Source organism: Azospirillum thiophilum, from assembly GCF_001305595.1.
GTDB classification, from domain to species: Bacteria; Pseudomonadota; Alphaproteobacteria; order Azospirillales; family Azospirillaceae; genus Azospirillum; species Azospirillum thiophilum.
Genome location: NZ_CP012402.1, coordinates 261,511 through 281,499, shown reverse-complemented (window position 1 = coordinate 281,499; position 19,989 = coordinate 261,511). Strand labels below are relative to the sequence as shown.

General features: G+C 64.8%; 18 protein-coding genes and 2 pseudogenes. 10 read left to right on the top strand and 10 right to left on the bottom strand.

The annotated features are described in order from the left end of the window. Positions 1-159 precede the first annotated feature (159 nt). Positions 160-1,488, top strand: coding sequence for a GH1 family beta-glucosidase (locus tag AL072_RS15155; protein WP_045586177.1), 1,329 nt, complete (start codon positions 160-162; stop codon positions 1,486-1,488). Here AL072_RS15155 and AL072_RS15150 read toward each other — a convergent pair. Then, a complete protein-coding gene (locus AL072_RS15150) occupies positions 1,421-2,194 on the bottom strand; it encodes a hypothetical protein (RefSeq protein ID WP_045586176.1) in 774 nt (257 codons plus the stop codon). The two genes, AL072_RS15155 and AL072_RS15150, sit on opposite strands and share 68 nt — an antisense overlap. A gap of 295 nt (positions 2,195-2,489) precedes the next feature. Here AL072_RS15150 and AL072_RS15145 point away from each other — a divergent pair. Then, positions 2,490-2,987: pseudogene (locus tag AL072_RS15145) on the top strand (ISKra4-like element ISAzba1 family transposase); the annotation flags it as partial. 51 nt (positions 2,988-3,038) lie between these two features. Here the strand turns inward: AL072_RS15145 and AL072_RS15140 are convergent. Both AL072_RS15140 and AL072_RS15135 read right to left on the bottom strand, forming a co-directional pair. After that, a complete protein-coding gene (locus AL072_RS15140) occupies positions 3,039-4,073 on the bottom strand; it encodes an NAD(P)-dependent oxidoreductase (RefSeq protein WP_082109435.1) in 1,035 nt (344 codons plus the stop codon). 569 nt (positions 4,074-4,642) lie between these two features. Continuing rightward, positions 4,643-5,907, bottom strand: a pseudogene (locus AL072_RS15135) (ISKra4-like element ISAzba1 family transposase). 194 nt (positions 5,908-6,101) lie between these two features. On the opposite strand from AL072_RS15135, the gene AL072_RS15130 reads away from it, so the two are divergent. Further along, a complete protein-coding gene (locus tag AL072_RS15130; RefSeq protein ID WP_045586173.1) occupies positions 6,102-7,217 on the top strand; it encodes an NADH:flavin oxidoreductase in 1,116 nt (371 codons plus the stop codon). Positions 7,218-7,452: 235 nt separating this feature from the next. Here the strand turns inward: AL072_RS15130 and AL072_RS15125 are convergent, their stop codons facing one another. Next, on the bottom strand, positions 7,453-8,529 hold the full coding sequence (locus tag AL072_RS15125) for an IS5 family transposase (RefSeq protein WP_045585403.1): 1,077 nt from the start codon (positions 8,527-8,529) through the stop codon (positions 7,453-7,455). A gap of 331 nt (positions 8,530-8,860) precedes the next feature. Between AL072_RS15125 and AL072_RS15120 the strand changes: the two genes are divergently transcribed. Then, positions 8,861-9,268, top strand: a complete 408-nt coding sequence (locus AL072_RS15120) for a VOC family protein (RefSeq protein ID WP_045586172.1) — start codon at positions 8,861-8,863, stop codon at positions 9,266-9,268. A gap of 67 nt (positions 9,269-9,335) precedes the next feature. Here AL072_RS15120 and AL072_RS34935 read toward each other — a convergent pair whose 3' ends face one another. Together AL072_RS34935 and AL072_RS15115 are read right to left on the bottom strand one after the other, a co-directional pair. Then, positions 9,336-9,479, bottom strand: a complete 144-nt coding sequence (locus AL072_RS34935; RefSeq protein ID WP_158511066.1) for a hypothetical protein — start codon at positions 9,477-9,479, stop codon at positions 9,336-9,338. 22 nt (positions 9,480-9,501) lie between these two features. Then, a complete protein-coding gene (locus tag AL072_RS15115; protein ID WP_045586171.1) occupies positions 9,502-10,227 on the bottom strand; it encodes an SDR family NAD(P)-dependent oxidoreductase in 726 nt (241 codons plus the stop codon). A gap of 114 nt (positions 10,228-10,341) precedes the next feature. Between AL072_RS15115 and AL072_RS15110 the strand changes: the two genes are divergently transcribed. Beyond that, complete coding sequence (locus AL072_RS15110; RefSeq protein WP_045586170.1) at positions 10,342-10,734, top strand: winged helix-turn-helix transcriptional regulator; 393 nt, start codon at positions 10,342-10,344, stop codon at positions 10,732-10,734. Positions 10,735-10,923: 189 nt separating this feature from the next. Further along, positions 10,924-11,523: a GNAT family N-acetyltransferase gene (locus tag AL072_RS15105; RefSeq protein WP_082109434.1), complete on the top strand. Its 600-nt coding sequence runs from the start codon at positions 10,924-10,926 to the stop codon at positions 11,521-11,523. Positions 11,524-11,956: 433 nt separating this feature from the next. Here the strand turns inward: AL072_RS15105 and AL072_RS15100 are convergent, their stop codons facing one another. After that, positions 11,957-12,589 (bottom strand): LysR substrate-binding domain-containing protein, encoded by a 633-nt coding sequence (locus AL072_RS15100; protein WP_245636902.1) that lies wholly within the window; start codon positions 12,587-12,589, stop codon positions 11,957-11,959. Between the two features lie 100 nt (positions 12,590-12,689). Here AL072_RS15100 and AL072_RS15090 point away from each other — a divergent pair. Then, positions 12,690-13,849 (top strand): IS3 family transposase gene (locus AL072_RS15090; protein WP_425388601.1). Its coding sequence is split into 2 segments (ribosomal slippage): positions 12,690-12,969 and positions 12,969-13,849, totalling 1,161 coding nucleotides; the frame shifts between segments, so codons are not numbered across the junction. Between the two features lie 22 nt (positions 13,850-13,871). On the opposite strand, the gene AL072_RS36000 is transcribed toward AL072_RS15090, so the two are convergent. From AL072_RS36000 to AL072_RS15075, 3 genes are read right to left on the bottom strand one after another with little or no spacing between them, the layout of a single operon-like run. Next, positions 13,872-14,162 (bottom strand): LysR family transcriptional regulator, encoded by a 291-nt coding sequence (locus tag AL072_RS36000; RefSeq protein ID WP_045586168.1) that lies wholly within the window; start codon positions 14,160-14,162, stop codon positions 13,872-13,874. Positions 14,163-14,217: 55 nt separating this feature from the next. Further along, the gene (locus AL072_RS15080) at positions 14,218-14,628 is read right to left on the bottom strand and encodes a cyclophilin-like fold protein (protein WP_045586167.1); all 411 of its coding nucleotides are present in this window, start codon (positions 14,626-14,628) and stop codon (positions 14,218-14,220) included. A gap of 43 nt (positions 14,629-14,671) precedes the next feature. Continuing rightward, the gene (locus tag AL072_RS15075; RefSeq protein WP_082109432.1) at positions 14,672-15,784 is read right to left on the bottom strand and encodes an alpha/beta hydrolase; all 1,113 of its coding nucleotides are present in this window, start codon (positions 15,782-15,784) and stop codon (positions 14,672-14,674) included. A gap of 298 nt (positions 15,785-16,082) precedes the next feature. Between AL072_RS15075 and AL072_RS15070 the strand changes: the two genes are divergently transcribed. The 3 genes from AL072_RS15070 (at position 16,083) to AL072_RS15060 (ending at position 18,849) form a co-directional block, all read left to right on the top strand. Then, positions 16,083-17,282 (top strand): MFS transporter, encoded by a 1,200-nt coding sequence (locus AL072_RS15070; RefSeq protein ID WP_045586166.1) that lies wholly within the window; start codon positions 16,083-16,085, stop codon positions 17,280-17,282. Positions 17,283-17,324: 42 nt separating this feature from the next. Next, positions 17,325-18,374, top strand: a complete 1,050-nt coding sequence (locus AL072_RS15065; protein WP_045586283.1) for an NAD(P)-dependent alcohol dehydrogenase — start codon at positions 17,325-17,327, stop codon at positions 18,372-18,374. A gap of 79 nt (positions 18,375-18,453) precedes the next feature. Continuing rightward, on the top strand, positions 18,454-18,849 hold the full coding sequence (locus AL072_RS15060; protein ID WP_045586165.1) for a (R)-mandelonitrile lyase: 396 nt from the start codon (positions 18,454-18,456) through the stop codon (positions 18,847-18,849). Positions 18,850-19,989 lie beyond the last annotated feature (1,140 nt).

Sequence of the window (19,989 nt, the reverse complement as noted above, 5' to 3'; positions counted from 1 at the left end):
ATCTCGCGTCAATCCGCCGTGACCATAGGAGCGGCGAACGATCCTGTCGACCGCGATATCGTGACGGTCGCCCGCCGGGGCCGGGGTGACGATCCGCCCCCTTCCCCACCGCCGGGAAAGGGGTAGAGTCGGGGGGCTTCCCTTCCCCGGTGAACCGCCATGGCCGACCGTCCCGCCTTCCCGAAAGACTTCCTGTGGGGGGCCTCCACCTCCGCCTACCAGATCGAGGGGGGCGCCGGGGCCGACGGGCGGGCGCCCGGCATCTGGGACAGCTTCTGCCGGCTGAAGGGCCGGGTCGACAATGGCGACAGCGGCGACGTCGCCTGCGACCATTACCACCGGATGCCCGAGGACGTGGATCTGATGGCCACGCTGGGCTTGCAGGCCTACCGCTTCTCGGTCTCCTGGCCGCGGGTGCTGCCGCGCGGGCGTGGGGCGCCCAACGGCAAGGGGCTGGATTTCTACGACCGGCTGATCGACCGGCTGCTGGAAAAGGGCATCGAGCCCTGGCTCTGCCTCTATCACTGGGATCTGCCGCAGGCGTTGCAGGATCTCGGCGGCTGGACGGTGCGCGACAGCGCCGGCTGGTATGCCGACTATGCCGCGCTGTGCGCCCGGCGCTATGGCGACCGGGTGAAGCGCTGGGCGACCTTCAACGAGTTCTCGGTCTTCACCCTGTTCGGCTGGGCCTTCGGCTGGGGCGCCCCCAGCATCGCCGACCGCGCCGCCCACCTGAAGGCGATCCACCATGTCAACCTCGCCCATGGCGCCGGGGTCGACACGCTGCGGGCCCTGGTGCCGGATGCCTCGATCGGCGCCGTCCACAGCGTCCAGCCGATGCGGCCGGCGACCGGCCGGCCGGAGGATGTCGAGGCGGCGGCCCTGTTCGACGAGCATTGGAACCGCGCCTTCCCCGAGCCGCAGCTGCTCGCACATTACCCGCCGCGCATCGCCCAGGCCATCGAGCCCTATGTGCAGCCCGGCGACATGGCGCGCATCGCCCGGCCGGTGGACTGGTTCGGGCTGAACCACTACGCCCCGGTCTATGGGCAGAAGGACGACAGCCTGATCTGGGGCTTCGGCTTCGGCGCACCGCCGCCGGAAATGGAGCGGACCGCCATCGACTGGCCCTTCGACCCCGGCTGTTTCCGCGACACGCTGCTGGATCTGACCCGGCGCTACCGCCTGCCGATCTACGTCACCGAGAACGGCTACGGCACCAAGGCGGACGAGACGCCGGACGCCGAGGGCCGCGTGATGGATGGGGACCGGCTGGCCTACCTCCAGGCCTATATCGCCGCGATGGCTGAGGCGAAGGCGCAGGGCGCCGACGTGCGGGGGTATTTCGTCTGGTCGCTGCTGGACAATTTCGAATGGGGCGGCGGCTATGGCACCCGCTTCGGCATCGTGAGGGTGGATTTCACGACACAAGCGCGGATCCCGAAGGAGTCGGCGCGCTGGTACGCGGAGCTGATCCGGGGGGCGTGAGCCGCCGGCCGTCCGCCCCGCCGGGAGCAGAGACGGGAGCGGCGGCGGCCGGGGCGGAGGATGGAACATCGTGGAACATCTTCCGGCCGGTGTTCCATCCGGCGGTCGGGGCGGAGTCCGGCGCGGCGGCAGGGGCAGAGATCGGCGCGCTGGCTGGCCGGGCCGCGGGCGGCGTGCCGGGATGCTCATCGGACCGTTCCACGTCCGGCCCGGCGGGCACGGGGGATGCAACCTCGGGATCGGGCCGCGGGGGTGAGGTTGGGGCCGGGGCTGGGGCCGGCATGCCGCGGTGGGCAGGCCTGGGCGGTGCGTCGAGGCCGGCGAACAGGCCGAGCCGCTCGGCCAGCCAGCGCACCGTCGGGGGATCGCCGGCCGAGACCAGCCGTTCGATCTGTTCGGCCACCAGGGCGCGCAGCGAGGCGAGGCGCAATTCCGCCTCGCGGTTCAGCGCCTCGCGCTCCCACCACACCCGGATGCGGAAATCCTTCGAGCCGTAATAGGCCCGCCACAGGGTGGTGCGGCTGCATCCCATGGCGCGGGCGACATGAAGGAAGGAGCTGCCATGGGCCAGCATGCCGGCGGCCATGATCCATTGCTCCTCGTGGAACTGCGATCCGGGAACCAGCGAGCCGCTCGCCGGGGCCGGCGGCTCCTCGGCCCAATGGGGAAGACGGTCTTGCGGAAGGGTGCGGGCGTCGAGGGGCATGGCGCGGCTCCATGGGAAATGGGACTGCGCGGCAGGTTATAGGATTATTTTCTGATACGAGGATTTTTTGCTTACGGATTGGCGTTCCCGGTTGTCGCGCAGGAGGAACGCGCTTGCGGGGGCGGTGTGCCGAGGAACGGCATGCCATCCTGTCAGCCCCGGTCCTGCGACGGCAAAAATCCGGCACGTCCCATGGCGTCAAAAACGGTGGCAGAAACCGTCTCAAACCTGGGGGGAGGATGGTAAAGCGCACTGGGAAAGCAGCGAACCCGGGGGCGCAACGAAGTGGCGGGTGATGGTGGAAGTGACGGGCGAGGACGGCGCCGTGACGCAGCACGTGACCTCCGAGGGTGAGCGCTCCACCGTCGGCCAGGCAGCGACGCTCGGGCTGAGCCTGGCCGAGAGCAAGGTGATCCTGGCCGGCATACAGCACGTCCTGGTAACCACCCAGGCCGACGCGCACTGTCGCCACCGTCGCCGGTGCAGCCACTGCGGCGCGGCGTGCCCGCTCAAGGACCACCGCTCCCGCCGTCTGGTGTCGCTGTTCGGCACGGTGGAGGTGCGCGCGCCCCGCTTCGGCCCCTTCCGGTGCGGCGTCGCCTGCCGGCGCAGCCTGACCCCGGTGGCGGAGATCATGCCCGACCGCTGCACCCCGGAGTACGAATGTGTCCTGGCCGGTCTGGGCAGCGCTTTGCCCTACCGGCGGGCGCGAACGTTGCTGGCCGAACTGTTGCCGCTGGACACGGTCCCGGCCCAGGCGATCACGCTGGCCATCGACGCGGGGCACGTTAAATTCCGGCGGGCGGCATGATGGCCCCCCAGGTTTGAGACGGTTTCGTCGCAACTATAGCTGTGCGCTGTCCTGTTTTCTCAGCCACGTTTCGATCACAGACGGATTGACAACGTATTCAGGCACCCGCCACTCTGCCACCGCTAGAAGGTTCTCGCAGAATGCCTCCGGCAGGCGCATCTGAGACTCTACTGTATGTCCTACCATGTGTGGGGTAAGGATGGCGTTTGGAAGGTCGCGCAGCGGACTATTCTCTTTCAACGGCTCTGGGTCGAACACATCGAGGGCGATGCGCATAGCAGGTCGCTCTGCGGCGAGCGCGGCGAGTGTATCGTCGGGGACGATGCCGCCCCGCGTGATGTTGACAAACACCACGTCCGGTTTCATCCGTCGCAACGCGTCAAGATCCAGCATTCCTCGTGATTCAGGATTGAGCGCAGCAGCCATAATAACGACATCGCTTGTCGCGAGCACCTCATCGAGGCTCTGCGCGGCGACATATGCGGGCATCGGTCGCGTCGTGCGCACCGAGGCGACGAGCCTCACACCCCATGCAGACAGCCGTTCCGCGATAGCCTGTCCAATTTTGCCAAAGCCTATCAGGCCAACTTTCTTTCCCATGAGCATCCGCGCACGGACCTGCGAGGGACGCGGCAGGTTTTCGCGAAGGTAGCGCTCAGTGCCATGAAGGTCATAGAGCGAAGCCAGCGTGAAGAGAACTGCGGCCTCGGCCATGCTGACGGAGTTTTCCGTAATTTGGCCATTCGCCACGAGTATGCCGTTTGCTGTCGCGGCCGAAACATCGAACCCTTCGACCCCTGTGAACGGGGAAACCAATGCGCGCAAACGCGGCATCTTGGCAAACAACTCCCGGTCGGCTGTAAAGCTTGAGGACGCGCCAAGGATTTCCAAAGACTGCAGCGCGTCAACGGCGGCAAGCAGGTCCTTTCGCGTTAAGAACCGCGCCACACTATGGCCGCGCCGTTGCAACTCGTCATGGGCTAGATTGAAGAATCGATCAAAGGATGACGTTCCAACTAAAGCAACAACCAAGATTTTAACCTCCACATGAGTTACCCGGACAATCATAGTTGTCGGGTTCAACCAGTCAAGGCCGCGCGTACGTTAGAGTCGCAGACTGAGACTAAATCTGTCTAAATCGCACATCTTCGTTTAGTGTGTAAGAACACAGCAATCCAGTGGATCTCACGGCCGATCACACCGTCGTCCATGAAACCTATTTCGCTACCTCGCCGAGCCACTTATCAGCGGCAACGTCAATGTGATCCACCACTGTTTCGAAAAAGAACTGTCAACGAGTCATATTTTGTCGACACCGCCTTGATTGTCCCGCGGGACAAGATCGATTTGCCTGCCGCCGTTTCCGGCGACCGGCTTTTTTGCCCTGCTAACCCTTGCAATTGGCACGAGAAGATGGCAATCCCGAAAAATCCAGCTTCTAAGCCAATTCATTTAATCTAGTACCGGCAACCTCGCGCCTCACCTTCGGGCCATGATTGGCTGGAGAACTCAAAGCATCTGCTGACCTATAGAAACGGATAGCTCGGCTCCTGATCAACGGACTTAATCTACCACAACTGCACCGTCTATCGATACCTGTCCTGGTGGCTGAAACCGTCTCAAACCTGGGGGGGCCATCATGCTGCCCGCCGGAATGGTCGGCGAGCGTATGGCTCGGCGGCAGTGTGGTCCGAGGCCAGCGTGCCGTTCATCGCGGCGGTGCGTACCTTCAGCATCCGGTGGGCGCCGCGCGGAGACCAGCGCATCTGCTGGTTGGCGCCCATGCGCCGGTGCAGCGGGCGCTGAACCGTGCTTTCGGTCGGCGCCGTGGAGATGGGCTCGCCCCGGTGCCGGGCGGCGGCGTAGTCGATGATCAGGTCGGCCTGTCCGGCGACATTGTTTCCAGGGCGCGCAGCAGTGTTATCGTCTTGCGAACCGGCGGGCTATTGACGGTTTCCAGGTTGGCGTCGAGGTCGGCCAGGAGGTCGCCGATCAAGCTCAGCGCCCGTTCGGTCTGGCCATGCCAGAGCCGCCAACGAACGTGGGCTACGGCATCGTCCAGTATCGTGATCCGCTCCGCGGCGGCCGGCTCCGCCGCGGCCCAGCCCTTGACCGCCTGCGCCACATGCTGGACCCGCATCGACAGGTGGAACCAGTCGAGGACGTTGCGGATCGGGCCGCCGCTGGCTGCGGCGCCCAGCGACCGCGGGCCTTCCGTGCCGTCGCTGAGGATGATGACCGGCGTGGTCGCCGTCGCTCCCAGGCCGCGCAGGACGTGATGAAGCTGTCGTGCCTGGCGATCCGCCTCGGCCGGCATGCTGCTGAAGACGACTTCGAGCCCCTGATCGTTGCCCACCCGCGCGATCATCACCTCGAACGAGCGCATCTGGTAGGTCCGCACCGACTTAACGTGCCCCGCGTCGATGGCCAGCGTGATCGCCTGGGCCGGAAACGTGTCCAGCGGCAACAGTTCGGCCAGCAACGTTCGCGCCCGCCGGTAGGGCAAAGCGCTGCCCAGACCGGCCAGGACACATTCGTACTCCGGGGTGCAGCGGTCGGGCATGATCTCCGCCACCGGGGTCAGGCTGCGCCGGCAGGCGACGCCGCACCGGAAGGGGCCGAAGCGGGGCGCGCGCACCTCCACCGTGCCGAACAGCGACACCAGACGGCGGGAGCGGTGGTCCTTGAGCGGGCACGCCGCGCCGCAGTGGCTGCACCGGCGACGGTGGCGACAGTGCGCGTCGGCCTGGGTGGTTACCAGGACGTGCTGTATGCCGGCCAGGATCACCTTGCTCTCGGCCAGGCTCAACCCGAGCGTCGCTGCCTGGCCGACGGTGGAGCGCTCACCCTCGGAGGTCACGTGCTGCGTCACGGCGCCGTCCTCGCCCGTCACTTCCACCATCACCCGCCACTTCGTTGCGCCCCCGGGTTCGCTGCTTTCCCAGTGCGCTTTACCATCCTCCCCCCAGGTTTGAGACGGTTTCAGCGCTGCTAGAGCGGTTTACTTGCATATACCTAGGCGACTCTAAGTGCGTTATTGTAACCTAGTGTCTCCTGTATATCTTGGAGGTCTTTCCAAAGGAGGCATGTACTCTGATGACCGCTACTGATGTCCTGTTTCGCCCGTTCCGTATTGGCGCCATGGAACTGACGAACCGCATCGTCATGGCACCCATGACCCGCAGCTTCGCAGTGGATGGGATCCCCGGCGCGGCGCATGCGGCTTACTATCGCCGTCGGGCGGACGGCGGGGTGGGCCTCATCCTCTCCGAAGGCACGGTGATCGATCGGCCAGCGTCGCGGAACGACCCGGGCGTCCCGTTCTTTCACGGCGAGGCGGCACTGGCGGGTTGGAAGGGCGTGATCGATGCGGTTCATGATGGCGGTGCCAAGATGGGCCCACAGCTTTGGCACACCGGAGCGCTCAAGAGCTTCCTGACGGAGTGGGTGCCGGGCTCGCCCGTCGAAAGCCCGTCTGGATTGGAGGCGCCGGGCGTCGAGCGCGGCGTCGCCATGACCGATGGCGATATTGCCGACACGATCGCCGCCTTTGCCCGCGCCGCCAGCGACGCAAAGCGTCTTGGCTTCGACACCATCGAGCTGCACGGGGCGCACGGCTACCTGTTCGACCAGTTCTTCTGGGCCGCCACCAATCGTCGGACCGACCGTTACGGTGGTGCCACGATCGGCGAACGCTCGCGCTTTGCCGCAGAGGTCGTCGCGGCGGTCCGGGCGAGCGTCGGCCCCGACTTCCCGATCATCCTGCGTCTCAGCCAGTGGAAAGTGCAGGACTTCACCGTGCGGCTCGCGGAGACGCCCGATCTCATGGCCGACTGGCTGGTTCCCCTGGTAGAGGCCGGCGTTGACGTGCTGCACTGCTCGCAGCGCCGATTCTGGGAGCCTGAGTTCCCGGACATCGATGGCGGGCAGGGCCTGAATTTCGCCGGCTGGGCCAAGAAGCTGACCGGCGCGGCTACGATCAGCGTCGGCTCGGTCGGCCTTGCGGGAGACTTCATGGGCGCGTTCGGCGGCGAGGGCTCGTCTACGGCCAAACTCGACAAACTCGTGGAGCGGATGGAGCGCGATGAGTTCGACCTGATCGCCGTCGGCCGCGCCCTGATCGCCGATCCGGCATGGGTAGAGAAGGTCCGGACCGGCAATAGCAGCGCCTTGAAGGACTTCGACGCAGCCGCGCTCGCCGAACTGGTGTAGGAATTGGAAGCGCCGTTCACCACGTCGAGCCAAGCGGACCCGAGACGCGGAACGATCAAGCATCGGCCCCCAAAAACCGAGACCTAGCAGGACACGGAAAAACGAACATATTCCGGCTTTTTTCCTCGGCTGAGGCTTGGAAATGGGGTTTCCGACGCCCGTTTTTGTCAGAATGGAGCGCCTTTTCGCGCTCTGTGGCTCCCGGAACCGCCATTCAGGCGGATTCCGGGCGTGATTATGCCGCCGCCAGCAGCTTGGGCAGGCGGATCAGGTTGTAGGCGGTGGCGGTCAGTGTGAACATCCAACCGACGCGGGCGGTGCCGCGATGACGCGTTTTGCGCAAGCCGGCTCCCTTGATCCAGCCGAACACCTCCTCGATCCGTTTGCGGATTCTCAGGCTGACGGCGTAGCCGGGGTGACGGGTGGTCCGGCCGTCGATCGCCGAGCGGCGGTTGCTCGTGTTCTGCGCGACATGCGCAGCGGCGCCCAGGCTGCGCATGTTCGCCACGAAATCCTTGGTGTCGTAAGCCTTGTCGGCACCCACCGTGATGCGGTGGCGGCCGGGGATGGCCTCGACCATGGAAACCGCCGCTTCGCGCTCAGCCAGACCGGTGGCCGCGGTGAGCCGGACATTCACCACCAGAGCGTGACGGTTTTCCATCAATGCATGGCCCATGAAGGCCAGCTTCGCCGGCTGCCCGTTGCCTTTGCGATACAACCGCGCCTCAGGATCGCTGGTCGACGCATGGGTCTCGTTGGACCGCTTCTCACCATGGAAGTCGCGGTCGCCGTTGCGACCCGGCCCCGGCGGCTCGCCGCTGCCGTCCTTGGGCCGGAAGCTCTTCACCGACGCCCAGGCTTCGATCAGCGTGCCGTCCACCGAGAAATGCTCGTCCGACAGCAGCGCCTTGACCTTCGGCTGGCCAAGCACGGTGGCCAGGAACTTGGCCGCCACGTCGCCGGCCAGCAGACGCTCCCGGTTCTTGGTGAAGACCGTCGCGTCCCACACCGGGGCGTCCATCGACAAGCCGACGAACCAGCGGAACAGCAGGTTGTAGTCGAGCTGTTCCATCAACTGGCGTTCCGAGCGCACCGAGTAGAAGGCCTGGAGCAGCAAAGCCCGCAGCAGCTTCTCCGGTGGGATCGACGGTCGCCCGATCTTCGAGTACAGCCCCTCAAAAGCCGGCGACATCACCTCCAGCGCTTCGTCCACAATGGCCCGGATCGGCCGCAGCGGATGATCGGCCGGAACCCGAGCCTCGCAGCTCACATAGCTGAAAAGACCCTCGCTGCGTTCGTCCGAACCCCGCATCGCCCCCTCACCAGCCGCATTCTCTTCGACCAAAGAGAATCACGACCGAACTGCCGGGAACAGACCTTTTTCCGCATCCTGCTAGATTAAGGCCCAGTCCATGATCAGGCTGCTCGACGCCGGGCGTCGAGCGGTCGTCCGTGCCCTGCATGTCGCGCAGATGCTGTTCCTCCTGCAGCATGGGTTTGCCGCGTCGCATGCTCGCCGTGCACCCCAGGTTGAACCTGACGATCTACCCGGAGACCGGTCACTCACTCTTCTACCAGGACGCTGAGCGTTTCAACCGCGAGCCAGCCTTCTCGACCTTCACCACCAGCAGAAAGGCATCCTCATGATCCTCAAGACCTACACCCGCATCTTCACGACGGACCTCGAGTCCACCGTGGCAACGCTCAAGGCAGTCCACGGCACGGAGCCGCATCTCAAGCTCAACTACGACCCCTTGACTCTCGTCGGAATTGGCGACGTGCTCGCGATCGGCGGAACGGACGAGGCGCTGGAGCCGATCCGCGGCAGCCTCGGTCCTTGGATCGTGGAGGACATCGACGACGCCAAGGGCAAGCTCCTCGCGAACGGCGCATCCGTGATGCGCGACATCAAAGACATCCCGACCGGACGAATGATGTACATGAAGCATGCGGACGGCAGCGTGGTCGAGTACGTCCAGTGGGCGCCCGAACTGGTCGAGCAGCACATCTCCGCACCGCTGCGCGCCGGGACGCCGGCCTCGCAGATCTGACCGGGAGGAGAGACGCCATGCTGCTCTAGCAGTTTCGTAAAGGCACCAACGCGCGCCGCGTGATCATCTACCTTTCGGAGACCGTCGCCGACAGTCTGGCGAGGATCGAGGCGCTCGACGAGCGGCGCCCCGACCTCTGAGCGGTCAGTCTCCACCAGGCGGTGAAGCCGGTCATGCCGAGGACGCCGAGCGCCTGCGAGGGCCACGGCATGTCGTTCTGCAGGCGAAGAAGATCAGACCTGCGCCATGCCGCCGTCGACCGGCAGCTCGGCCCCGGTGATGAAGCTGCTTTGGTCGCTGGCGAGGAACAGCGCGGCCGAGGCCACATCGTCGGCACGACCCATACGGCCGAGCGGGATCAGCTTCGTCAGCGTCTCGCGCACCTCGTCGGACGCCGCCGCCATCATGGCGGTGTCGGTTGGTCCCGGTGCCACGACGTTGACGCGGATGTTGCGGGGCGCCAGCTCGTTGGCCCAGGTCCGCGCGAACGAGCGCACGGCGGCCTTGGTTGCCCCGTAGACGCCATAGCCTTTGGTGCCGATCGCGTCGGCGATCGAGCCCACCAACACGATCGAGCCACCATCCGGCATGATCGCCGTCGCAGCCTTGGCGGCAAACAGCAGCGCGCGCACGTTGAGGTCGAAGGTCCGGTCGAAATGATCCTCGCTGATGTCGTCGAGGGTCGCGAACTCGGAGATGCCGGCGTTGACGGCGAGCACGTCCACCCGTCCGGCCTCGCTGCTCACCGCCTCGAAGAAGGCAGCGAGCGCCGTCAGATCGGCAGCATCGACGCGGCGCGCGCGCAGCCTGCCGTCCCCAAACTCGACCTCCCCCTCTTCGGCGCGACGACTGGTGGCGTAAACCGTGGCGCCTTCCGCCGCGAACCGCTCTGCGATGGCGCCACCGATACCGCCATGGCCACCGACCACGACGGCGATTTTTCCTGAAAACCTGCTCATACGTCCTCACATCGCTGGTGATGACAAACAGATATCATCCCTATATCTAATCACAAGAAGGCACTGGATGGTGCTTAGATACCAGATAGCTCTTAGATATTGAGGCGTATACCGATGTCCAAAGACGTGCTCGAACTGCCGCTTGATGTCACCGCGACGCGGCCCATCCTCGAACATATCGCCAACAAGTGGACAGTGCTGATCCTGAGCGTCCTCTGCACGCAGCCGGCGCGGTTCAACGACCTCAAGCGCCGTCTCGACGGCATCACTCACAAGGCTTTGTCCGAGGCATTAAAGCGTCTGGAGCGCAACGGCCTTGTCAGTCGCAAAGTCTTGCCGACGCAGCCGATCGGCGTCGAGTACACTATTACCGCTCTTGGATGCTCGCTACGCGAACCCTTTGCCGCCCTTTACAACTGGTCGCTCGCCAACGGCTCCGCGATGGAAAGAGCACAGCGCGCCTATGACACATCGAGAAGGGACGAAAGGTTGGAGGAGGAGATCTAGCAACCAGAGGGCATGCTGCCTCCTTCGCACACCGTCCCAAATTGCGATCCCTTGCGAGACGGGCTGCAGGGGAGGGTTGGCCTTTTTCAACAGTCCCGGCGATAAATCGGACACTCTGATTTGCGGGAATTCGGGTGTCGAGAAAAGGAGTGGTCGAAGCCCGGCCGCTGTCATAAATGGGGGTGACCAGTGCATGCTCAGGCTCTCATATCCGAACTGTTTACAGACAGATTGGTCCTGCGCGGCCTCACTGAAAACGACATCGAAGCCTACGAGCGGCATTTCATCGACTACGAGGTCATCCGCCATCTGTCCGCCGTTATCTCCTGGCCCTACCCCAAGGGGGGCATTCGTTCGTTCATTTGCGATCAGGTCCTCCCCATGCAAGGAAAGGATCGCTGGGTCTGGGGTCTACATCTCAAGGAAACGGAGGAGCTGATTGGCTCCATCGACCTGCGGCGGGAAGGGAGCCGGGGAAATCGGGGCTTCTGGCTTGGGCGGCCGTTCTGGGGGCGCGGGTACATGACCGAAGCCGTTATTCGTGTCACCGATTTCGCGTTTCAGGATTTGGGTTTCGACCATCTTGTGTTCACGAATGCCGTAGGCAACCAGCGATCCCACAATATCAAAGCTCGGATGGGTGCCGTCCTGATGGGGGTAGCTCCGACGGCCTTTGTGACCCTGCCTACACGGAGCACGAGGTCTGGCACCTCACCAAAGAGGACTGGTCGCGTTGGCGTGGCTCGCTCGGCCAAGTCAAAGTCCAGCTGTCACGATAGCTCAGATTAAATCCGGCGCTCTCGGCCATTGGCTGTCGCGAAAAAGAGCGGCCGGGAGCGTCCGGCCGCTGGTGCGAAAGGGGCCGCTATCGTCACGGAGAGGCCCACAGCCTTCCTTCCTGAAGGCAATCAGGCTTGTCCGGAAAGCCGTCATCAACGCGGGTTTCCGGACACTCGGGCAGCTGGCCATCAAAGGGCCGATTAGCGGACAGAGCAGTTGGCCCTTGAGAAGGCTTCAACGCCACAAGCAAGGAGGAGGCACTGAAACCCTACACCCCTCACAAGCCGGGACGACCACCTGCACGGCATTCAGAGCTACCAGTGGCGCCGCAGATTTGGCGTTGATTATAGCTCGTGCGTCTGGAGAAAGGCCCGGCTCTCCACGCCCCTAACCGACCAACGCGGACCCGGTCAGGTGCATGTCGATGCTGGACGCACCGGCGTCACGCGCGGTGGCGCAAGGCCTCGACCAAGGCGACGAATGCCGGTGAGGATTGCCGGCGGCTCGGGTAGTAGAGATGATAGCCAACCCAATAAGGCGACCATTCCTGAAGGACGCGTACTAGCCGGCCATTGGCGACGTATGGCAAGATGATTTCCTCGGGAATGTAAGCGATGCCGAATCCATCCAGGGTCGCGTCGAGCGAGTTGAAGATGTTGTTGAAGATCAGTTGACCCTCGACGCGGATCTTGAGCTCGCGCCCATTCTCTTCGAACTCCCACGCATAGAGCCCGCCGAAACTTGGAAGGCGGAAATTGATGCAGGTGTGGCCGACGAGATCCTTCGGGTGCGTCGGCGTCGGGTGGGCGGCGAAGTAGGATGGAGCCCCGACGACAGCCAGACAGAAATCCGGACCGATCCGGGTGGAGATCATGTCCTTGGCGAGGTGCTCACCCATGCGCACGCCGGCGTCGTAACGCTCGGCGACGATGTCGGTCAACCCGTTGTCGAGCACCAGCTCGACCTTGATGTCGGGATACTGCGGCAGGAACTCTCGCAGCTTCGGCCAGAGGACATGCTTGATCGCGTAGTCGGCCGCCGCGATGCGGATGGTGCCCGCCGGCTTGTCACGCAACGCGCTGAGCGCCTCCACCTGGGTTGAGCTGGTCCCCGTATCCTGGACAAGTCCGTTGGCTCTGGTTCTGATGTCGCCGACGCGAGAAGGACCGGACGAGATGAGCAAGGGCACGCGCCGCAATCATGGAGCGGCGTTCAAGGCGAAGGTGGCGCTGGAAGCGCTGCAAGGGGAAACGACGGTTGCGGAGATTTCCGCCAAGTACGGGATTCACCAGACGTTGGTGAACGAATGGAAGCGCCAGCTTGTGGACGGCGCATGCGGCGTTTTTGAGAAGGGCGGCGGCCGGGCCGAGAAGGCGACGGAAGCGGTGACCGACGAGTTGTACAAGCAAATCGGTCAGTTGAAGGTCGAAAACGATTTTTTGTCGCGCAAGCTCGGTCGTTGAGCCGGGCGGAGAAGAAGACGATGATCGACCCGACGCACCAGACGCTGTCGGTGACGCGGCAATGCGGGCTGTTGGGGCTAAGCCGCTCCACCTTGTATTACAAGCCGGTCAACGACAACAGCGAGGATCTGGCCATCAAGGCGCTGATCGACCGGCAGTTCCTGGAGACGCCCTATTACGGCTCGCGCAAGATGACGGCGTGGCTGCGGCGCCAGGGGCAGAGCATCAACCGCAAGCGGGTCCGCCGCCTGATGCGGGAGATGGGGCTGGCGGCGATCTGGCAAAAGCCGAACACCAGCAAGCCGGCTCCCGAGCACCGGGTGTGGCCGTATTTGCTGCGCCATCTCGTCATCGACCGGCCCAACCAGGTGTGGACGGCCGACATCACCTACATCCCGATGCCCAAGGGCTTTTTGTACCTGGTGGCGGTGATGGACTGGCACAGCCGTAAGGTGCTGGCGTGGCGGCTGTCCAACACCATGCACGCCGATTTCTGCGTCGCGGCGCTGGAGGAGGCGATCACCCGGTTCGGGACGCCGGACATCTTCAACACCGATCAGGGCGCCCAGTTCACCGGTTCCGCCTTTACCGGCGTGCTGGAGGCCGCCGGGATCCGCATCAGCATGGACGGCAAGGGGCGCTGCATGGACAACATCTTCATCGAGCGCCTGTGGCGCAGCCTGAAATACGAGGACGTCTATCTGCGCGCCTACGCCACGGGCACCGAAGCCCGTCAGGGCATCGGCCGCTGGATCGACAGCTACAACCGGTTGCGCCCCCATCAGGCGCTCGGGTACCAAACCCCCGACGAAATTTTTTCCGCGCCGCGGGTGCCGGGGCTCGCCCCGGCACCCGCGGCCGTCGCCGCATAGAAAACAACCAACCGACCATCGGTCAGAGCCAACGAACGCTATTCCGCCGTCCAGCCCGTGGGGGCCAGCTCAGGGTCTCGATCTCGTCGAAGTGCGGACCGATGCTGTCGAGCAGGCGTTGACCGGCCTCGGTCGGGGAGACGGCACGCGTCGTGCGGGTGAGCAGACGGATGCCGAGCTTGGCCTCGAGCTGGCGGATGGTGTGGCTCAACGCCGACTGCGAGACCCCGACCTTGGCCGCGGCCCTGGTGAAGCTGCGCTCCCGGGCGACCGCCAGGAAGGCGAGCAGGTCGTTGACGTTCTCGCGCGCCATTCATGAAGCTCCCTCATGGTGAGGCCCTCATTATACGCACGATGGGGTGCGCTGTTCACCGCGCGTGCCGCACCTGCACGGAAACCGGACCGGGGCGGTCGAAAATTGACACATCGCCCGTCACCGTGCCGAGGATGACGATCCCCGGCTGGGGGACGCGGCCGTCGCGATAGTAGATCACGAAATGATCGGGACCCCACAGGCCGAGCGTCCCGACCGAAAAGTCGCGCTGCCGCGCGACCTCCGGCAGGGCGGCCGGCAGGGTGCCGGTCTTTTCCTGGCGCAGGTGATCCCGCATCTCAAGTGTGACCGGCAACATCCGCGCCAGCACCCTCGCGGCGGCGTTGTCGGCCAGTTCGGCTGTGACGGTTCCCCAGTCGGAGGAGATCAGGATGCGGTCCTGTGCCATGGCATGTCCTGTCGCGAGGAGTATGAGGCCGGCGGTAATCGACGGCAGGCGTTGCATGGCGCTCTCCCTGGGTCTTGACGCCGGGTGGGATACGGGAAGCCTACGCGGTGAGGTGCTGGCTGAAGAAGCTGGCCAGTTTGTCGAACGGGATCAGGTCCACGCGGTCGTAGAGATCGACGTGGCCGGCACCCGGAACCCAGACAAGCTCTTTCGGCTCAGCGGCACGCCGGTACGCGTCCTCGCTGAATTCCTTGGAGTGGGCTTGATCACCGGCGATGAACAGTATCGGACGGGGGGAAATCGTCTCGATGTCGCTGAACGGGTAGAAGTTCATGAACTTGACGTTGCTGGACAGCGTCGGATGCGTGGTGGTCGCCGGCGAACCGCCTGCAGGCGTGAATTCGCCCCGTGGCGTGCGGTAGAAGTCGTAGAATTCGCGCTGAATGGGGTGGGTGTCCGCCGTCAGCTCGTGCACCGTCCCGCTGGTGTATTTGGTCTCGCCGCCGGTGAACTCCACATAGCGCTGCTCGGCGGCTTCCGCGATGATCCGCTTGCGCTGCTCCACCGTCTGGGAGTGCTGGAGCGCGTCGCGGTTGGCGGCGCCCATGTCGTACATGCTGACCGTCGCGACGGCCCGCAGGCGCGGATCGATCTTGGCGGCGCTGATGACGAAGCTCCCGCTGCCGCAAATCCCGATCGCGCCGATCCGCGCCCGCTCGACGAACGGCCGGGTGCCCAGGAAGTCGACCGCGGCGCTGAACGCCTCGGCGTAGAGGTCCGGGGAGACCAGGTTGCGGGGTTGGCCGTCGCTCTCGCCCCAGAACGACAGATCGATGGACATGGCCACGAACCCCCGTTCCGCCATCTTGGTGGCGTAGAGATTGGCGCTCTGCTCCTTCACCGCGCCCATCGGATGGCCGACGACGATCGCCGGATTCTTCGCATTGCGGTCGAGGGTCTTGGGCGTGAAGAGAGTCCCGGCGACGTTCATCTGGTACTGGTTCTTGAAGGTGACCTTCTGGAGGGTCACCCGGTCGCTGGTGTAGAAGTTGGCCGCGCCTCTGGACATGTCCTGAGCCTTCGCGTCCGCCAGATCGAGGACCGGCATCATGCCGAGCGCGGCAACGCCGGCGCCGGTCATCTTCAGAAGGCTGCGCCGGTCGATGTCGGCACGCGCTTCCGCGGCGTGGTCGTCTGCATTCTGCCTGTTCATTGCTGTGGCTCCTTTCACGTCTGGGCGTGACGGAAATCTAGGCGATGCGGAGCGCGCGCATTAGACGGCGCGTTTTGCTTGTCGTTATGAATTCCGCTCATCAATCGGTCGCGGCCATTCAGCATTCATCCAGCGACCATCCAGGGGCTGGGAGCGGCGGAGGTCGCACCGATTGATGAATGCCGCTCATAACTACATGCGGTTTTGCACCGCTAATGACCCGAGAGTGCCTCGACTATCTATGCCTCATCGGATCGACCCGGCCGACACTCACTCTCCACGGACTCAAGGCAATCGCATGCAGGTTCACGTCTCTTCCGGGCACGACACGGCCGCGCCCCGGCCGGCCGCCTGGGGCGCCGTCTTCGCGATGTCGCTCTGCGTCTTCGTGCTGATCGCGTCCGAGTTCATGCCGGTCAGCCTGCTGACGCCCATCGCCACGGACCTGGTCCTGACGGAAGGCCAAGCCGGACAGGCCATCTCCGTGTCCGGCATCTTCGCCGTGCTGACCAGCCTGTTCATCACCTCGGTGACCGGGCGGCTCGACCGCAAGCTGGTGTTGCTGTCCCTGACCGGCCTGATGGCCCTGTCGGGTGCCATCGTCGCCTTCGCACCGGATTACATGACGCTGATGATCGGCCGGGCGCTGCTCGGCGTCACCATCGGCGGCTTCTGGTCGATGTCGACGGCGACCGTGATGCGGCTGGTGCCGGAGGACCAGGTACCGCGGGCACTTGCCATCCTCAACGGCGGCAACGCGCTCGCGGCCACCGTCGCGGCCCCGCTGGGCAGCGTCCTCGGCGCCGTCATCGGATGGCGCGGCGCGTTCTTCTGCGTGGTGCCGCTCGCGGCGCTCGCCCTGTGCTGGCAGTTGATGAGCCTGCCGGCGATGCGCAGCGAGCGCCGGTCCAGCAGCGGGGCCGTGTTCCGCCTTCTCGGCCGGCCCGACGTGGCCTTCGGGATGGCGGCGATCCTGTTCCTGTTCATGGGGCAGTTCGCGCTGTTCACCTATCTGCGGCCGTTCCTCGAAACGGTGACCGGTGTCGATGTCTCCGCGCTGTCGCTCCTTCTGCTGGTGGTCGGGGTGACCGGCCTCGCCGGCACGATGCTGATCGGACCGGTGTTGAACCGGAGCCTCTATGGCGTCCTCATCGTGATCCCGCTGCTGATGGCCGGCATCGCCGTGGCGCTGGTCGCTTTCGGCGAATGGGTCGCCGGGACGGCGCTGCTGCTCGGTGCGTGGGGTCTGATCGGCACGCCCGCGCCAGTCGGCTGGGGGACGTGGCTGTCGCGGACCCTGCCGGCGGACGCGGAGGTCGGCGGCGGCCTGATGGTCGCGACCATCCAGCTCGCGATCACGCTGGGCGCGACCATCGGCGGGACGCTGTTCGACCTGAGCGGTTATCAGGTCACCTTCGGCGTCAGCACCGTCCTGCTCATCATGGCCGCTCTCCTGGCCTTCGCCGCATCGCGCAGGGACCGGCTTCAGCCGGCCTGACCGAAACACCTCGAACGTGACATGAGATCCAAGGAGCGCTTCATGAGCATCAAGGCCTATGGCACCTACGGTGCCGACAAACCCCTCGAACCTCTGGAGATCACGCGGCGGGCTCCCGGTCCGCACGATGTCCAGATCGAGATCGCCTACTGCGGCATCTGCCACTCGGACCTGCATCAGGCGCGCGCGGAATGGGAGGGCACGCAGTGGCCGTGCGTCCCCGGCCACGAGATCGTGGGGCGCGTGTCCGCCGTCGGCGCGCATGTCTCGGGCTTCCGCACCGGCGACCTCGTCGGCATCGGCTGCATCGTCGACAGTTGCCGGCACTGCCCGGACTGCGAAGACGGGCTGGAGAACTACTGCGACGGCATGGTCGGCACCTACAATTTCCCGACCCCCGACGCGCCCGGCCACACGCTCGGCGGCTATTCGCAGCGGATCGTCGTGCACGAGCGGTATGTGTTGCGGGTCAAGCATCCGGAAAGCCAGCTCGCCGCGGTCGCGCCGCTGCTGTGTGCCGGCATCACCACCTATTCGCCGCTGAGGCACTGGAAGGCCGGCCCGGGCAAGAAGGTGGGCGTGGTCGGCATCGGCGGCCTCGGCCATATGGGCATCAAGCTCGCCCACGCGATGGGCGCGCATGTGGTCGCCTTCACCACCTCGACGTCCAAGCGCGAGGACGCTCACGCGCTCGGCGCCGACGAGGTGGTGGTGTCGCGCAATCCCGACGAGATGGCGGCGCACGCGAAGAGCTTCGATTTCATCCTGAACACCGTGGCCGCGCCGCACGACCTCGATGCGTTCCTCGTGCTGTTGAAGCGTGACGGGACGATGGCGCTGGTCGGCGCGCCGGCCACGCCGCACCCCTCGCCCAACGTGTTCAACCTGATCATGAAGCGCCGGGCGCTCGCGGGCTCGATGATCGGCGGCATTCCGGAGACGCAGGAGATGCTCGATTTCTGTGCGGAGCACGGCATCGTCTCCGACATCGAGCTGATCCGCGCCAATGCGATCAACGGCGCCTATGAGCGCATGCTCAAGGGCGACGTGAAGTACCGGTTCGTGATCGACACCGCCTCCCTGGGCGCCTAACCGCGACGGCCCGGTGAGAGGGCATGCCTTGTTGCTCAACAACAGCCCCAAACGGGGCAATAATCAGAGGATCGAAGCCATGAACATCACACGCGTCGGCTCGCAGCCGTCCGCCAAGGGGCCGGCCGACTGGTTCACCGGCACGGTTCGCATCGACCCGCTCTTCCAGGCGAACGCCCCCGCCCGCGCGACGGCCGCCAGCGTCACATTCGAGCCCGGCGCCCGGACGGCATGGCACACCCATCCGTTGGGGCAGACCCTGATCGTTACGGCCGGGTGCGGCCGGGTGCAGCGCGAGGGCGGTCCCATCGAGGAGATACACCCCGGCGACGTGGTCTGGTTCCCGCCCGGCGAGAAGCACTGGCACGGCGCGTCGCCCACCACGTTCATGACGCACATCGCAATCCAAGAGCAACTCGACGGGAAGGCCGTCGATTGGATGGACAAGGTGACGGACCAGCAGTACGGCGCGTAGCGCGACGGCACGGGCCGCCGGCGGGCGGCGAGGAGCCGGAGCCAGGAAAGGTTGGGCCATGACACAGGGCATCGAAAGCAAGGTGGTCGTCATCACCGGCGCCAGCAGCAGGCTCAGAGAAGCCGCTGCCCGCCATCTTGCCCAGCACGGCGCCTGGACAGGCTTCGGGTGCTCGCCATTCCCGCGGATTCCTTCGCGCGGGCGGTGGTCTTCGCCATGAGCCAACCGGAGGACGTGGACATCAACGAGATCCTGTTCCGGCCCACCGGCCAGAAATTGTGAACGTAGGGATTACCTCAAGGTCCTGCTCAGGCAGCTTTGGGTCAACAGCGGAAGCGTAAAGGCCGTGTCCGTCAAAGGGTAGCAAAGCGGACACTCTGATCCAAGCGGATCGGAGTGTCGCGAAAAGGAGGCGGGGATGGAACTGCGTGACATCATTGCGGGCTATGCGGCGCTGCTGAGCACCATTCTCGGCTTGGCAAAGTCCGGTGGCCTCTGATCGTGGTAGCCCCCCATATCACGCAGCACGGTCCAAGCGATGATGCCATTGAATTCCGGTTCTACAACCCGAGCCGTCGACCACTACAGGTTAGCGTTGTACGCTTTGTACCGGCCACTTTAGATCGGATCGTGTAAAATCGGAATCGATTTGAAGCGTGAATCCGATCGCCAAACATAAGGCTAGCGTTTCGTGCGTTTCATATTAAACGCACGAAACGCTAAATGTCGGCGTCTTCCGTCTGGGGGGTGATCTCCAAGAGCGAGACGGCCTTGAAGAGTGGATTGCCAAACGTAAGACCGGCTGCATCGACCTTCCGGTCTTCATCCCCGGCGGTGGCAGTGAGGCGGTCCTTGTGACCGGGATTAGGCCAGGAACACGCGGAATGCTGATGTTCTGGTGGCATCGCCATTCTTGGCTACCGCCCTTACCGATCCTTCGGTGGGTGCATCCTCGCCTGCTGACGGCCAACAAAGGGGTGGTCAGCCGATCAGCGGGCGCTCCTGCGAAGATGCCTGCATCCGATGGGTAAACTGCTGTCGTGTCGCGAAAAGGGTCGAGTTGCCCCCCAATTCCTGAATTCCCGATTGTCGGGTATCGGGGTCGGTGCCATCCGGACGACGCACCGTCCGGACCGGCCG